This is a genomic window from Actinophytocola sp., assembly GCF_035634895.1.
Classification (GTDB): Bacteria; Actinomycetota; Actinomycetes; order Mycobacteriales; family Pseudonocardiaceae; genus Actinophytocola.
This window is the reverse complement of record NZ_DASQCC010000094.1, coordinates 16759-31313: the sequence shown is the minus strand read 5'-3', so window position 1 is coordinate 31313 and position 14555 is coordinate 16759. Positions and strand designations below refer to the sequence as shown.

Here is a 14555-nt window from a genome sequence, read left to right as displayed (position 1 = left end):
GGCTGTCGAGCGCAAGCGGTTCCGTACGGAACTGACCGTTGTTCGGGTGCACACCCAGGCCATCGATTACCCGTCACATGCGTCCGCTCCAACTCATGAGCGAAGGCCTTGACCGACAGGTCAAGACCCAAGGCTCACGAAGGCCGCGGACCCGGAAACGGATCCGCGGCCTTCGTGTTTTTTCAGGTAACCGCGACAAGAGAAGAAAACCGATCAAGGAGTCAACCCTGATGAGTACCGCGACTGTTCCACTCTCGGGTGGGGCACCACCGGATCTGCTCGGAGTGAGTGAGCTGTTCGACGCCGCCCAGACGGCCGGGCTCGACCTGCCCTGCCGCTCGGGCGACAACCCCGACCTGTGGTTCGCCGACACCCCGGCCGACCTCGAGCAGGCCAAGGGACTGTGCGTGGACTGCCCGGTCCGCGCGGAGTGCCTGGCCGGCGCGCTGGCACGGCAGGAGCCGTGGGGCGTGTGGGGTGGCGAGATCTTCGAGCGTGGGGTCGTGATCGCCCGCAAGCGGCCACGTGGCCGTCCGCGCAAGGAGGACGTCGCCCGCGAGGCGGCCGAGCGTGCGGCCCGCGCCCAGGAGGCGGCGGCATGAACCCGCGGCGAGTCGACCAGCCGACCAACCATCGAAACCTGATGAACCCAGAGGGAAACAGGACAATGTTGCTCTACGAAAATCTAGCAAGAGAACGAATGCGCGAGGCGGAACAGGAAGCTGCTGAGCAGCGCCTGGTCCGCCGGTTGAACGCAGCCAAGCGCTGGGAAAGGCTTTCGGCATGGGCGGCCAGACGCGCCAAGCGCGCCGAGGACCTGCTCTAGTTCAACCAGTACGGCCAAAGAAAAGTTGATCGCCCGCCCCGGCTCCGGCCCGGGGCGGGCGATCCGCTTCGTGGGCCCGTTTTCGGGCGCGGAACGCGCCGGAAACATTCCCGTCACCGACCGAGGACCCATCGCCCGTATCGTGCGGGTTGGTTCGAAGCTCGAGGTTTGCTCCCAGCGGGGCGGGGATGACACGAGACGACAGTGCTCGAGACGTGACGACCGCCAACCGGCGGCACACCAAAAAGAAGCGAACCACCGTGGTGGGCCGCACCGGAGCCAGATTCCCGTCGGCACACGTACTGGAGCAAACCGACCCGACCGCCCTCACCGCCGACGACCGTCCGACGGCGGACACCGACTGGCAGCCGCCCGCCGCGGAGACGCACAGCGCCCAAGCCCGGCCCGGCCCTCAACCGCAGGGACACTGGCCACCTGCCGATCGGACCGCACCAGCCGGCCAGGTCTCGGCACCAACCCCTGAGTGGGCTCCCACTCCGGCCGCCGATTGGATCGCCGAGCAGGCTCGCACGTCAGACCCGCCGTCCGCCGGTTCCGCCACACAATCGGCTTTCGCCACCCCCACTGCCTCCGCAAGCCGCTCTGCTTCGGTACCCCACCCCGCTTCGGCAACCCACCCTCCCGCCACAACCGGCTCGGCTTCCGCACCCCACTTGGTTTCCGGGACTCACCCGGCTCCCGAGACCCATCCGGCTTCCGAGACCCATCCGGCTTCCGCAACTTCTTCGCCGACCGGGACCCCTGCGGTTTCGACTTCCCACCGGGCCCCCGCCCCCGCCCCGCCCCCCTCCTCCACCACCGCCTCCGTCTTCGCCTCTGCCTCTGAGGTTGTTGCCGCCTCCGGGCACGCCTCGGGCTCGTCCGCCGGCGTGGACGGCAGTGATGCCGGCAGTGCGGGCGACGAGGACGTCGCCGGACCCATTGGGGCTCGGTTCGGGCCTTACTCCGGGCGTAAAGCCAGGCACGCCAAGGAGAACGACACCGGCAGCACGCCCGTCGTCGTTGACGCGCCGCCTCCAACGCCGCCGGGCGAGCCCACGCCGGAGCAGTCCGCGGAGCGCACCGTCCAGATCGTCATGCCCTGGGCCGGGGCGTTGGTTCGCCCCTATGCGCACACCGGTGGGCGCACCCGGTCCAGCCATGACCTCGCTCTCGAGGCACTTGTGTCCACCAGTGGGCAGCCCAGCCTCGCCGCGCTCGACGAGGTGCTCACCACCCACCACCGGCGCATGATCGTTGACATGTGCCTCCAGCCGCGGTCGGTCGCCGAGGTTGCCGCGTTGTTGTCGGTGCCGCTCGGGGTTGCACGCGTGCTCCTGGGCGACCTCGCCGCCGCCGGTCTCGTTGTCGTGCACCCGACCGCCGGGTCTACCGGTGACGGTGCGCCCGACCTCGACTTCATGCGGCGCGTACTCGTCGGGTTGCGCGGCCTCTGACGACGTCGTTGTGTGACGTCACCCTTCTACCGCGTCGTTTTTGAGACACGGTCGCCACGCTGTGCCCGATAGCGTCGAGCTCATGGCGCATACCCACGACAACATCGACTGGCCAACCCGACTCGCCTCGATGCGGCGGGCCGACGACATCGACGCCGAGACCGACCGCCAGGTCGCGGGCCGGTTGGTCGGCATCCTCGCCGCCACCGCCGAACCGGTCATCGTCGACATCGGGTCGGGTGGCGGTGGCATGAGTGCCGCGTTCGCCGGTGCGCTCGCCGCTCATGGCGGTGGCCGGGTCGTGCTCAGCGATGCGGTCCCCGAACTGCTCGACGCCGCGACGGCACACGTGCGCGACGTGGCCGCCGGCACGCCGGTGGCCGTCGACGCCGTTCGCGCGGACGCGTCAAGTGACCAGTTGGCGGACTTGTTGCCCAAGGCCGACCTGGTGTGGGCATCACGAGTGGTGCATCACCTCCCTGACCAGCAGTTGGCCATTGACGAGTTGGCGCGGGTACTCGCGCCGGGTGGTTGGTTGGCGTTGTCCGAGGGTGGGCTCGCCACCAGGTGCCTGCCATGGGACCTGGGTATCGGCGAGCCGGGGCTCGGCAGCCGGCTGACCGCGGCACGCGACGTCTGGTTCGTCGGCATGCGTGCCGAGATGCCCGGTGTGAAGTCTCTTCCGGTCGGCTGGAACAAGGCACTCGAAGCCGCCGGACTGACCGGGGTGTCCTCGTTCAGCTACGTCATCGACCACCCCGCCCCTGCCTCGGCGGAGGTCCGGCAGTCCGTTGTGGACTGGCTGACCTGGATGTCCGGGGTTGGCGAGGACGGGCTCTCCGAGTCCGACCACGCGACGGTGGCCCGCTTGCTCGACCCCGCGGACGATGCGTACGTCGGTGCCCGGGACGACGTGTTCATTCTCGGTGCCTCGACTGTCTACCTCGGACAGAAGGCCGGCTGACGTAGGCTTGCATGCCATGGTCGACGAGCCCGACCCGGCACCCGTGCGCTGCGCACGGTGCGACCGGTCCCGCGCCGATGCGCCACCAGCGGAGGCGCTCGCCTGGGTGATGACCCACGACGAGGGCGGTCTCAGCTGGCTGTGCCTGGCGTGTGCGCGCACCCACGTGCGCAACATCGAGGGAAAGCTCCCCGACGAGTACTGGTGAATCATGTCGTCTCCAATCGTGAGAACAGGCAACGGATAGTGCTTGATCGCGAAGGTTCATCAGGTCTGGTCGTTGTCCGGGACAGCTGGGCAGTCGCGCAATTCAGCTGTGCGCCCGGCCCTTACGCGCAACCGGTGGGGCTTTCGTCTTTCAAAGGGGTGTAGACGTCAAGTTGTGGCGTTGTTGGTGCGATTAGGCATGCGGCGGCCTTTGTCGTAGACGGTGTCGGGTTAGGCATCCGTGGAGAATGCTGACGAGTCGGTTGGGTCGGCCCGAGACGCGGTCTCGGTCTTCGACCGTTCGCCGCCGCGGAAGCGATGCCGGAGTTCCTCCAAGTGATCTGGCGGTATTTGCGCCTGATCCGTCCCGGCCGCCTGCCACCCAAGGGCTGCCGGAAGGCCCACTTCCCAACCGACCAGGCGCCGTCAGAGCATCGCGCCCCGCGGAAGCGGCTGAGCGCACGGCCGCGCTGGCCACCGGCTCGACCAGCCACACCGACCAGCCACACCGCCACCCCGACCAGCCACACCGGCAAGCCATGCCGACCAGTCACACCGACAAGGCGGTGAACGCAACCGGTCACAGCGTTAGCTCGCACGGCGTCGGGTGTTCGCCGCGGCCTTCGCGTAGGCCGCGAGCAGTTCCGAGGTCGCGTTGGCCGGGTTGGCGTGCAGGTGCTGCGGGTCGGTGCGCACGAGGGTGACGCCGCCCGCCGCCCAGATGCGTGGGTCGTGGTGACGGGCCTGCGTGACCACGTTCCACGCCACCGACATCTCGGGCCACCACGCATCCGGAATGCCCAGCAGCATCCCCGTGTGGTCGTAGACCGGCACGTGCCAGCGAGGTGGCGGTAACGCCGTCGACCGCAGCGCTCGCTTCGCCAGCGCGTCCGCCACTGGGAGCACGTCGGTCGTCTCGATCAGGTCGTCGGTCATTAGCTTGCGGACCTCGGCCGTGCCGCGTTGGCTGCCCGCGTTCAGCTCGGCACGTAAGGCGGCCACGGGGCACAGGCTCGCCGCCGCGGCCAGCAGTGCGCGCAGCTGTTCGGAGTTGGCCGCCCGTCTTGCCGCGTCCAGCGCGGCACGGGGCAGCGGCGCGTACGGCAGGTCGGCCAGGATCACCGGCCTCGGTGTTCTGATCGTGCGCTCGACCGCCAGATACGAGCTGCTGGCGAGCCGCCGGCGGGCGGGAACCAGGACCAGTACGTCCGCCGACGGCGGCACATCGACACCGTGGGCGCGCATGGCGTCGACTCCGGAGACGACCGACTCCGGACCCGCGTACGCGACCGCGGCCCGTAACCGCTGGCGGCGCGTCGGCTGGGTGGCGCTCATCAGCACGACGCCACGGAGGATGCGTTGCCACGGGCCGGACGGCCGGCAGCGTGTGCTGATCGCGTGGTTGGTCATTCCGTGTGCCCGCAGCTCGGCGATGGTGATCACCTTGTCGGCGGGGGAGAGGTCGTCGTGCATGCCTGGGTCGTCGGCGTGCGGGGGTGCGGGCTGAAGGGGTGGGGCGGGGATGGGGATGACGAGTGCGAGCGAATGGGACTTTCGTGCGAGTCAGGCCGCGAAGCCCGGCTGCCAGCGCGTGATCAACTCGCGTACGGGCAGCTCGGCGTCCAGCTGGCACAGGATCCCCGTCGACCCGCCCAGCACCCGGTGCAGCAGCAGGTACTGCGGCGGCAGGTTCAACGACCGGCCCGTGCGGAAGTCCTGGCCACGCATGTTGCTCACCCGCCAGGCCTGCTTCTGCATCCACCGCCGCGTGAAGTGGAACGTCTCCGACTGCAGCGGCTCCACGAACGGCGCGAGGTACGCGTACACGTGCTCGGCCTCGGGCTGCTGCCGTGCGTCCGCCCGGATGAAGTGCTCCTCACGCAGCAGGTCAAGCAGCTCGCACGACCGGCCCTCCAGCGCGAGCCGCATCATGCGGCCGTGCGCGGGCGGCAGACCGTCCGGCAACTGCGCCACCGCGCCGAAGTCGATCACGCACAGCCGGCCGTCCTCGGTCAGCATGAAGTTGCCGGGATGCGGGTCGGAGTGGAGCATCCCCACCCGGGCCGGCGACGAGTAGTGGAACTCGGCGAGCCGGTAACCGGCCAGGTCACGTTCCGTGCGGTCGCCGTCGCGGATGACCGCCGCCAGTGGCTTGCCGTCGATCCACTCCGTGATCAGTACCTTCGGGGCGCTGGCCACCACCTTCGGCACCACGACGTGCGGGTCACCGTCGAACGCCTTAGCGAACGCCCGCTGGTGCCCGGCCTCGGACCGGTAGTCGAGCTCCTCGCTCATCCGGTCGGTCAGCTCCTGCAACAGCGGCTTGACCTCGGTGCCCGGCACCAGCGCCTGGAACAACCGACTGAAGCGTTGTAACTGCCGCAAATCGGACATCAAGGCCTGGTCGGCGCCCGGGTACTGGACCTTCACGGCGACCTCGCGGCCGTCGTGCCAGACCGCCTTGTGCACCTGCCCGATGCTCGCGGCCGCCGCCGGCGTGTCCTCGAAGGACCTGAACCGCTCGGCCCACTTGCGGCCGAGCTGCTCCGCGAGCACCCGATGCGTGGTCTGGCTGCTCATCGGCGGGGCCGCCGACTGCAGCTTGGTCAGGGCCTCCCGGTAGGGCTCGGCCATTTCGTCCGGGATCGCCGCCTCGAAAACGGACAGAGCCTGGCCGAACTTCATCGCGCCGCCCTTGAGGGTGCCCAGCACGGCGAACAACTGCTCGGCGGTCTTGGCGGACAGCTCGGCGCTCACCTGGTCGGCGTTCTGCCCGACCAGGCGCTTTCCCCACCCGCCGACCGCTCGGCCGGCCACTCCGAGCGGGATGCTGGCGAGTCGCGCGGTACGCGCCGCCGTCTTACGAGGCATCTCCGTCACGATCCGATTGTCTCAACTCCTCGGCAGTGTCCGCAGCAACTTTGGTGGAGTGCGACTGATCGCCGGACCGTCTGCTGGCCACCCCACACCCACATCCCGGATGCGGTGACCAGCCACGATGCCGCACGGTCACGCCCCGTAGATCCAATTCTATGCTCACCTCACACGTCGCGGGCGGCTGTGATCCGCCACGCAGCCAGGCCGCCGCGTCGAGCGCCTGCGTGACCGCGAACGCCGCCGTCGCGTGCGTGCCGGCCACATCGGTGAGCTGCGCCTGGCCCGCGAGCTGGACGGCCAGCTGCGGCCAGCACTCGTCGCGGTCGCATCGGTGCAGGTCAGCGCAGCGCAGGCAGCTCGTGAGCCCGGGTACGACGAACGGGCCGACGATGCCCGTCGTGTCCCGGACGCGGACCAGCAGGTGCGGCATGATCGCGGTGGTCAACATGTCGACCTCCTCCGGCCGCGGCACGAGCGCATCGGTGAGCACCACCAGATCAGGGCTGTGCGCGGACCCGAACGGGGCGGTGCGCACGTTCGGCGACGCCCGGCGCACCGCCCGCCGCGCGGCCACTCGGCGCGGCACGCCGACGTCGTCGGGCAGGTAACCCGTGCCGACGTCCTCGGGCTGGACCGAGCCCGACGCGGACACGTGCACCCAGCCGACACCGGCGCCGGCGAGCAGGGAGGCGACGGTGACGGCCAGCCGGCCGTCACCACGCACGACGAGCCCCAGGTCGGCCCGCTCGATCGGGGGGACGTCGGTGTGCAGCGCCTGTACCGCCGACGCGCACGCCTCACCGGGACGGCGTGGCGGCACTCCCGCCGCGTCCTCGAGAAACCCCTGTTCGAACAGGACCTGGAGGAGCGCGGTGAAGCCGTCGCGATCAGCCGGGGCCAAGCCGTCCAGCAGGTCGGTGGTCGTGCGGTGACCGGTGAGCCGCTGGGCGGCCGCCACCACCGTGTCCGGCAGGCCGCCGACCACCGTGGCATGCCGCGGGTCGAGCCCGATCTGCAGCTCGCCCTGCTTGCGGCGGAGGACCGGCAGACCGCCCACCACACGCGGACGGGCCGGCAGTCGTTTCGTCATGTGGACAGGTTCACCCACGATCCGGCGGCGACGAAATCGTTATCCACAGGCTTGCCCAGGTACCGAAGGCCATGTCGGGGAAGCCACTCCGAATTGTCGGCGGGGAGTCGTAACGTGACAGCCGTGGCCGAATCCAGAGTCGAGGTGCGGCGCAGCAAGCGCCGCACGCGCACCGTGACCGCGTACCGCGACGGCGACACGCTGGTCGTGTTGATCCCTGCCCGGCTGTCCAAGGCCGAGGAGGCTCATTGGGTCGCCGAGATGCAGCGCAAACTGCTGAAGGGTGAACCGCGGAAGCTGCCGTCGACGAAGCAGTCGGACGAGACGCTGTTACGTCGCTGCGCCGAACTGTCGGCCAAGCACCTGCGAGGGCTGGCCATGCCCAAGAGCGTGCGCTGGGTGCCGCCGATGCGGACGCGGTGGGCATCCTGCACGCCCGGGGACGGGACGATTCGGGTGAGTGAGCACCTCAGGTCGGTGCCGGGATGGGTCCTCGATTACGTACTCGTGCACGAGTTGGCGCATTTGTTGGTGCCTGCGCACAATGCGAAGTTCTGGGAGCTGGTTCGGGAGTACCCGAGGACCGAGCGGGCGATCGGCTACCTGGAGGGGTTGTCGGCGGCTGCCGGGCTGGGAGTGGTGGCCGAGGACTGATCCGTTGCTCGGCGGGGGATGGGGGAGTAGATGGATCTGGGTGGGACTGCTGGAGGCGGGGTGTGTGAGGGGTCCTGCAATGACGTGAAGGGGCCCTTGGGCAATGCCCAAAGACCCCTTCCAGAGCAGGCTCAGTCCTGACTGTCGTCCGTCTTGTCCTCGGTGCGGGGTTCGTCGGACTTCGACTCGCGTTCCAGAGCGGCGATCGGGTCGTCGTCGATTCCCGGCTTCCGGCCCATGCGGTCCGCGAAGTCCATCGGATCGTCCAGGTCCTCGGCGGTAGGGACGAGATCCGGGTGTGCCCAGATGCCGTCGCGGGCCTCCAGGCCGTGTTGGTCGCCCACCAGACGCCACAGGGCCGCCGCCGCGCGAAGGCGCCGGGGGCGGAGCTCCAGGCCGACCAACGTGGCGAAGGTCTGCTCCGCCGGCCCCCCGCTGGCGCGCCTGCGGCGCAGCGTCTCGCGTAGGGCGTCGGCGCCGGGGAGACGATCGGTCACGGCGTCGCCGACCACCACGTCCACCCAGCCCTCGACCAGGGCCAGCAGTGTTTCCAGCCGGGTCAGAGCCGTCTGCTGTTCCGGGGTGGTCTGGGGCTCGAGCATGCCCGAGCGCATTGCCTCCTCGATCGACTGGGGGTTCTCCAGGTCGATCGAGGTGGCCAGCTGCTCAAGGGCGGACGTGTCGACCCGGATGCCGCTCGCGAACTCCTCCACGGTCGCGAGCAGGCGCTGGCGCAACCACGGCACGTGTGTGAACAGGCGCTGGTGAGCGGCCTCGCGGGCACCGAGGAACACCATCACCTCGCTGTTCGGACGCTCCAGGCCCTTGGTGAACTCCTCGATGTTCGCGCCCAGCAGGGCGGCCGTCGCGGGGGGACCGAGCGGCAGGCCGATGTCGGTCGAGGTCAGGACCTCGGACGCCATCTGGCCCAGCGCGTTGCCCAACTGCGAGCCGAACGCCATCCCGCCCATCTGGCCGACCATCGACAGCAGCGGACCGGCTGCCTGCTTCGCCTCCGCCGGCAGTGCTTCCACCCACGCCCCGGACACGCGGCGGGCCACCGGGTCGCAGAGGCGTTGCCAGGTCGCCAGCGTGTTCTCCACCCAGTCCCGAGGGGTCCACGACTTCACCGCCGTCGCGCCGGCGGGCAGGATCGTCACGGGGTCCAGCCACATCTCGGCGAGGTGCAGCGAGTCGGTCACCGCGGCCTGGTACTCCGTCGACGTCTTGAACCCGACGTCACCCGAGGTCAGGCGCTGCATGGCGATCTGTTTCGCCAGGTCGTAGTTCACCGGGCCGGCCGAAGTACCCGCCTGGCTGAGCATCTGGCCGAGCTGGCTGAGCATTTGGCCGAGCTGGTTGAACGCCTCCGCGGGGTTCTCCCCGCCGGAGGACTCCTTCTTGCCACGGTCGTCCGGGTTCGGTGGTCCGAAGCCAAACGGAAACTCGGTCATACGTCCACGGTACGCGGGTGGGCCACGTGAGTAACGCGCGGTGATTCGCTTCTGGAGAACAGGCCGTACCCTGTCACCCCGTGAGTGACTCTCCGCAGCCCCAGGCCGAAGCGCCCCGGACAATCGGTTATGAACCGGGCACGGACAGGCCGCGCGGACTGACCCGCCGCGGCTGGACCATGGTGACCAGCTTCGCGGTCGTCGCGGTGCTGGCGCTGGTCGGCGGGTTCGTGAAGGTGCCGTACGTGTCGCTGGGACCCGGCCCGACCTACAACACGCTCGGCAGGGTCGACAAACAGCTCATCGTCGAGGTCGACGGCACCAAGACCTACCCGACGACAGGGCAGTTGCGGATGACCACCGTGTCGATCAACGACGAGGTCACGCTGTTCGACGCGCTCGGCAAGTGGGTCAGCGGCCGCTACGCGCTCGCGCCGCGCGACGAGTACTTCGGCCCGGGCCAGACGCAGGAGGACCTGGAGCGCGAGAACACCAAGATGTTCCAGGACTCGCAGAGCGCCGCCGAGACCGCGGCCCTGCGGTACCTCGACAAGCCGGTGAAGGTCATCGCCCAGGAGATCACCCGCAAGGCGCCCGTCGACAACATCGTCCAACCTGGCGACCGCCTGTGGGAGATCAACGGCCACCCGATCAACGTCCAGGAGGACGTGCGCAACGCGCTGAAGGGCACCAAGCCCGGGCAGACCGTCAAGGTCACCTTCCAGCACGAGAACGAGCCGAAGAAGACCGTCGACATCAAGCTCGGCAAGGCGAGCGACTTCGGCAGCGACGACCGGCCGGAGGGCTTCCTCGGGCTCGCCCCCGCCGACCGCGCGGACGTCGACTTCGAGATCAACATCCACCTCGAGGACGTCGGCGGGCCGTCGGCCGGGCTGATCTTCGCGCTTGCCATCGTCGACTCGCTCACCCCCGGCGCGATGGAGGACGGCCGGACGATCGCCGGCACCGGCGCCATCGACGTCAAGGGCAACGTGCAGCCCATCGGCGGCATCCCCTTCAAGCTCATCGCCGCCCACGAGGACGGCGCCACGACCTTCCTGGTGCCGGCCGACAACTGCGCGGAGGCCGAGTCGAACGCGCCGGACGGCATGGACCTGGTCAAGGTCGAGAACCTGGCCGGTGCGGTCGAGGCACTGAAGGACATCGACGCGGGGCGCACTCCACCGCACTGCTGAGTTATCCACAGCCGACCCAGTTATCCACAACCAGGACCGCCTTCGTCGCGCATGTCGGCGATCGCTGGTTGACTGAGCGCCATGGAACACACGTTCGATCAACCAGTCGGCGGCGTCGCCGCCCCCTCGGGGCGACGGCGCCACCCGACCGCCGTCAGCGCAGGGTCGCCAGCAGGGCGTCCGTCAGGTTCGGGGCCAGCTCCGGATGCTCGACAACCTCGTCCTCGCCGTTCACGCCACGGATGCGCAGCACACACGCCGCGGTGCCGTCCCGCAGGACGGCCGCCACCAGGCGGGCCTCACGCCGCCGGGGGTGCTCGGCCGCGATGCGCTGGAGCACGGCCTGGTCGCCCGTCTCCTCGCCGGCCGGCAACCGGTCCTCCACCTCGGGCGGCAGCACGACGATCTCCTGTGCGATGGCACACCCCTGCACGGCCTCGGGCCACATGATGCCCCCGAGCGCCTCGGCGAGGTCCTCGCTCGGCAGCGCGTCCTGCGCCACCGGGGTGAGCGGCGCACCCACGTCGACCTGGCCCGCCAACTCGGGCTGGGCATCGAGCAGCTCAGCGGTCGGGACCAGGGCGAACAGCTGTGGCGGTTGGTCCCACCCGGCCGTGGACACGAAGTCCTCGACCTCACGGGCTACGGCGGACAGGTGTTGGGCATGGCTCGCGGACATGCGTGCCATCCTCACCTATTCTCGCGTTCGGCTATTTCGACCTACCCGAACGGGAACCTGACAGGCTCGGAATAGAGTTGGACATCTAGGACAGCTGTCCAGCGGAGAACACTGGTCAACACAGGGAGTACACCGTGGCCACCAGGCCCCCGATCGGTATGCCCAAACTATCCCGGCGTGCGAAGATTCTGCTGAGTATCGCGGGTGTGCTCATCCTGGTGCTGATCGTCGGCGCCCGGCTGCTCGACACCTACGTCGACTGGCTGTGGTTCGGCGAGGTCGGCTACCGGTCGGTGTTCAGCACCGTGATCGTCACGCGGATCATCCTGTTCTTCGCGCTCGGGTTGCTCGTCGGCGGGCTGCTCGCGGTGAGCCTGGGGATCGCCTACCGGTCGCGGCCGGTGTTCGTGCCGGTCTCCGGCACCGACGACCCGCTCGCGCGGTACCGGTCGACGATCGTGCAGCGGGTGCGGCTGTTCGGCATCGGCATCCCCGTCGTCGTCGGCGCCATCGCGGGAGCGGCCGGCCAGGGGGACTGGCAGCCGGTGCAGCTCATGCTCAACGCCGTGCCGTTCGGCCAGACCGACCCCGAGTTCGGCAAGGACATCGGCTTCTACGCGTTCACGCTGCCGTTCATCAGCTGGCTGATCACGTGGCTGTTCGTCTCGATCGCGATCGCCGGCATCGGCGCGCTGATCACCCACTACATCTTCGGCGGCATCCGGCTCGGCGTTAAGGGTGACAACTTCTCCGTGCCCGCCCGCGTGCAGCTGTCGGTCACTGCCGGCCTGTTCGTCGTCGTGCTCGCCGTCGACTACTTCTTCGAGCGGTACGAGCTGCTGTTCTCCACCCGCAACTCCCTGTTCGACGGCGCCACCTACACCGACCTGAACGCGGTTTTGCCGGCCAAGCTGATCCTGATGTTCATCGCGGCGTTCTGCGCGGTCGCGTTCTTCGTCGGCGCGTTCGTGCGCAACCTGCAGCTGCCGGCGATCGCGATCGTGCTGCTGATCCTGTCCAGCATCCTCGTCGGCTGGGCATGGCCCACGGTGCTGCAGCAGTTCTCCGTCAAGCCGAACGAGGCGGCCAAGGAAGCCAAGTCGATCGACCGGAACATCGCGGCCACCAAGTACGCGTTCGGGCTCAGCGACGACAAGATCGAGTTCGAGGACTACGCCGGCGACGCGACCGTCAGCGCCAACACCTTCAAGCAGGTCAGCAGCGACCTACGCCTCGACACCCCGGACCCGACCGTCCGCCTGCTCGACCCGAGCATCCTGTCCCGCACCTTCACCCAGCGCGAGGGTGGCGAGAACTTCTACGGCTTCCCGACCAAGCTCGACGTCGACCGCTACGCGGTCCGCGGCGACGACGGCAGCGTCAAGACACAGGACTACATCGTCGCCGCGCGCGAGCTCGACTCTGCCCGGCTGGTCGACAACCAGACGTCGTGGATCAACAAGCACATGGTCTACACCCACGGCAACGGGTTCGTCGCCGCACCGGCGAACAAGATCAACCGCGCTTACAGCGAGGAGTCCGGCGGCAGCGGCGAGGGCGGCTACCCGGTCTTCACCGTGAGCGACCTCGAGGCGCTCAACAACAAGCAGAAGATGGACATCCCGGTCACCGAGCCGAGGGTCTACTACGGCGAGCTCGCCACCGACTACGCGATCGTCAACGCCCGCGGCGAGTACGACACGTCCACCGACCAGGACTACCGCTACAAGGGCAAGGGCGGCGTGCCGATCGACGGCTGGTTCAACCGCCTGGTCTTCTACGCGCACTACGGCGAGCCCAACATCCTCTTCAACGGGGACATCGGCCCGGGCTCCAAGATCATGTACGAGCGTGACCCGCGGACCCGCGTGAGCAAGGTCGCACCGTGGCTGACCGTCGACGGCGACCCGTACCCGGCGGTGGTCGACGGCCGCATCAAGTGGATCGTCGACGGCTACACCACGCTCGAGAACTACCCGTACGCGCAGCGCACCCCGCTCGGCGAGGTCACCTCCGACACGCTGACCGGCGTGGCGCGGCAGGACAACCGGGACATCAGCTACATCCGGAACTCCGTGAAGGCCACCGTCGACGCGTTCGACGGCACGGTGACGCTGTACTCGATCGACGACAAGGACCCGGTGCTCAAGGCCTGGGAGAGCATCTTCCCCGGCACCGTGAAGCACGGCGCGATCCCCAAGTCGCTGAGTGAGCACTTCCGCTACCCGGAGGACCTGTTCAAGGTGCAGCGCGACCTGCTCGCGCAGTACCACGTGGAAGGCAAGGACCGCGCGGCGCAGTTCTTCTCGACGCGGACGTTCTGGAGCGTGCCGCCGGACCCGACGGTCAACAACAACGAGGCCGGCGGGACGGCGCCGAACCAACCGCCGTACTACGTGCTGGCGCAGGCACCCGGCGACTCGCAACCGACGTTCCAGCTCACGAGCGCGATGACCCTGCTGAACCGGCAGTTCCTCGCGGCATGGGTGTCCGTGTCATCGGATCCGGGGAGCTATGGGCAGTTCAAGGTCCTACGACTACCCACGAACGAACAACCCAAGGGGCCGGTCCAGGTCCAGAACGAGTTCGAGACCACGGACCAGGTGACCGAGAACCGGACGCTGTTCAACAACCCGAACGTCAACGTCAGATATGGGAACCTGCTGACGTTGCCGGTGGCCGACGGGCTGCTCTATGTGGAACCGATCTACATCGAGCAGAGGGACGAGAACGCGTTCCCGCAGCTGGCCAGGGTGCTGGTGTACTTCGCGGGGCACGTCGGCTTCGAGCCGACGCTGGAGGGCGCGATAAAGGAGGCGTTCCAGCAGTCCAACTCCGACACCACGGAACCACCGGACGGGCAGTCGGGCACCAGCACGTCCACGCCGCCGCCGTCGAGCACGACGACTCCGCCACCGGACAGCGGCGGCGCCAACCCGGCGCTAGACCAGGCGGTGGCGGACATCGGCAAGGCGCTGGACAATCTGAAGGCGGCGCAGCAGTCCGGTGACTTCGGCGCCCAGGGCACAGCGCTGGCGGCACTGCAGAAGGCCATCAACGACTACCAGGCGGCGAAGAGCGGCCGCTGAGCCTTGACCGGATGCGCGGTCTTCCCGAGCCTGATCGGGAAGACCGCGTTTTCGTCCGCAAG

Annotated in this window: 13 protein-coding genes; 8 read left to right on the top strand and 5 right to left on the bottom strand. The window is 68.8% G+C overall.

Going from position 1 to position 14555, the window contains the following annotated elements; all coding sequences use genetic code 11:
* Positions 1–230: 230 nt before the first annotated feature.
* The 5 genes from VET29_RS12950 (at position 231) to VET29_RS12930 (ending at position 3455) form a co-directional block, all read left to right on the top strand.
* Positions 231–602 (top strand): WhiB family transcriptional regulator, encoded by a 372-nt coding sequence (locus tag VET29_RS12950; RefSeq protein WP_324919547.1) that lies wholly within the window; start codon positions 231–233, stop codon positions 600–602.
* A complete protein-coding gene (locus tag VET29_RS12945) occupies positions 599–826 on the top strand; it encodes a hypothetical protein (RefSeq protein ID WP_324919545.1) in 228 nt (75 codons plus the stop codon). The genes VET29_RS12950 and VET29_RS12945 overlap by 4 nt, the downstream gene beginning before the upstream one ends.
* Positions 827–1716: 890 nt before the next feature.
* Positions 1717–2283, top strand: a complete 567-nt coding sequence (locus VET29_RS12940; RefSeq protein ID WP_324919542.1) for a DUF742 domain-containing protein — start codon at positions 1717–1719, stop codon at positions 2281–2283.
* An 82-nt stretch (positions 2284–2365) separates the two neighbouring features.
* Positions 2366–3247: a class I SAM-dependent methyltransferase gene (locus tag VET29_RS12935; RefSeq protein ID WP_324919540.1), complete on the top strand. Its 882-nt coding sequence runs from the start codon at positions 2366–2368 to the stop codon at positions 3245–3247.
* Between the two features lie 16 nt (positions 3248–3263).
* Positions 3264–3455, top strand: a complete 192-nt coding sequence (locus VET29_RS12930; protein WP_324919538.1) for a hypothetical protein — start codon at positions 3264–3266, stop codon at positions 3453–3455.
* Positions 3456–4042: 587 nt separating this feature from the next.
* Here the strand turns inward: VET29_RS12930 and VET29_RS12925 are convergent.
* From VET29_RS12925 to VET29_RS12915, 3 genes are all read right to left on the bottom strand, one after another.
* On the bottom strand, positions 4043–4927 hold the full coding sequence (locus tag VET29_RS12925) for a hypothetical protein (RefSeq protein WP_324919536.1): 885 nt from the start codon (positions 4925–4927) through the stop codon (positions 4043–4045).
* Between the two features lie 90 nt (positions 4928–5017).
* On the bottom strand, positions 5018–6325 hold the full coding sequence (locus VET29_RS12920; protein ID WP_324919571.1) for an ABC1 kinase family protein: 1308 nt from the start codon (positions 6323–6325) through the stop codon (positions 5018–5020).
* On the bottom strand, positions 6315–7421 hold the full coding sequence (locus VET29_RS12915) for a TOMM precursor leader peptide-binding protein (protein ID WP_324919534.1): 1107 nt from the start codon (positions 7419–7421) through the stop codon (positions 6315–6317). Before VET29_RS12915 ends, VET29_RS12920 begins: the two co-directional genes overlap by 11 nt.
* A gap of 123 nt (positions 7422–7544) precedes the next feature.
* On the opposite strand from VET29_RS12915, the gene VET29_RS12910 reads away from it, so the two are divergent.
* On the top strand, positions 7545–8075 hold the full coding sequence (locus VET29_RS12910; RefSeq protein WP_324919532.1) for a M48 family metallopeptidase: 531 nt from the start codon (positions 7545–7547) through the stop codon (positions 8073–8075).
* A gap of 131 nt (positions 8076–8206) precedes the next feature.
* Here the strand turns inward: VET29_RS12910 and VET29_RS12905 are convergent, their stop codons facing one another.
* A complete protein-coding gene (locus tag VET29_RS12905; protein ID WP_324919530.1) occupies positions 8207–9529 on the bottom strand; it encodes a zinc-dependent metalloprotease in 1323 nt (440 codons plus the stop codon).
* A gap of 80 nt (positions 9530–9609) precedes the next feature.
* Here VET29_RS12905 and VET29_RS12900 point away from each other — a divergent pair, with 80 nt between their 5' ends.
* Complete coding sequence (locus tag VET29_RS12900) at positions 9610–10725, top strand: PDZ domain-containing protein (protein WP_324919527.1); 1116 nt, start codon at positions 9610–9612, stop codon at positions 10723–10725.
* 154 nt (positions 10726–10879) lie between these two features.
* On the opposite strand, the gene VET29_RS12895 is transcribed toward VET29_RS12900, so the two are convergent.
* Complete coding sequence (locus VET29_RS12895; RefSeq protein ID WP_324919525.1) at positions 10880–11404, bottom strand: PPA1309 family protein; 525 nt, start codon at positions 11402–11404, stop codon at positions 10880–10882.
* 134 nt (positions 11405–11538) lie between these two features.
* Between VET29_RS12895 and VET29_RS12890 the strand changes: the two genes are divergently transcribed.
* The gene (locus VET29_RS12890) at positions 11539–14493 is read left to right on the top strand and encodes a UPF0182 family protein (RefSeq protein WP_324919523.1); all 2955 of its coding nucleotides are present in this window, start codon (positions 11539–11541) and stop codon (positions 14491–14493) included.
* Positions 14494–14555 lie beyond the last annotated feature (62 nt).

Excerpts from the sequence above, each read along its gene's own strand:
- VET29_RS12930 (WP_324919538.1), top strand. The coding sequence starts at position 3,264 with ATGGTCGACGAGCCCGACCCGGCACCCGTGCGCTGCGCACGGTGCGAC.
- VET29_RS12915 (WP_324919534.1), bottom strand. The coding sequence starts at position 7,421 with ATGACGAAACGACTGCCGGCCCGTCCGCGTGTGGTGGGCGGTCTGCCG.
- VET29_RS12905 (WP_324919530.1), bottom strand. The coding sequence starts at position 9,529 with ATGACCGAGTTTCCGTTTGGCTTCGGACCACCGAACCCGGACGACCGT.
- VET29_RS12950 (WP_324919547.1), top strand. The coding sequence starts at position 231 with ATGAGTACCGCGACTGTTCCACTCTCGGGTGGGGCACCACCGGATCTG.
- VET29_RS12945 (WP_324919545.1), top strand. The coding sequence starts at position 599 with ATGAACCCGCGGCGAGTCGACCAGCCGACCAACCATCGAAACCTGATG.
- VET29_RS12895 (WP_324919525.1), bottom strand. The coding sequence starts at position 11,404 with ATGTCCGCGAGCCATGCCCAACACCTGTCCGCCGTAGCCCGTGAGGTC.
- VET29_RS12925 (WP_324919536.1), bottom strand. The coding sequence starts at position 4,927 with ATGCACGACGACCTCTCCCCCGCCGACAAGGTGATCACCATCGCCGAG.
- VET29_RS12935 (WP_324919540.1), top strand. The coding sequence starts at position 2,366 with ATGGCGCATACCCACGACAACATCGACTGGCCAACCCGACTCGCCTCG.
- VET29_RS12920 (WP_324919571.1), bottom strand. The coding sequence starts at position 6,325 with ATGCCTCGTAAGACGGCGGCGCGTACCGCGCGACTCGCCAGCATCCCG.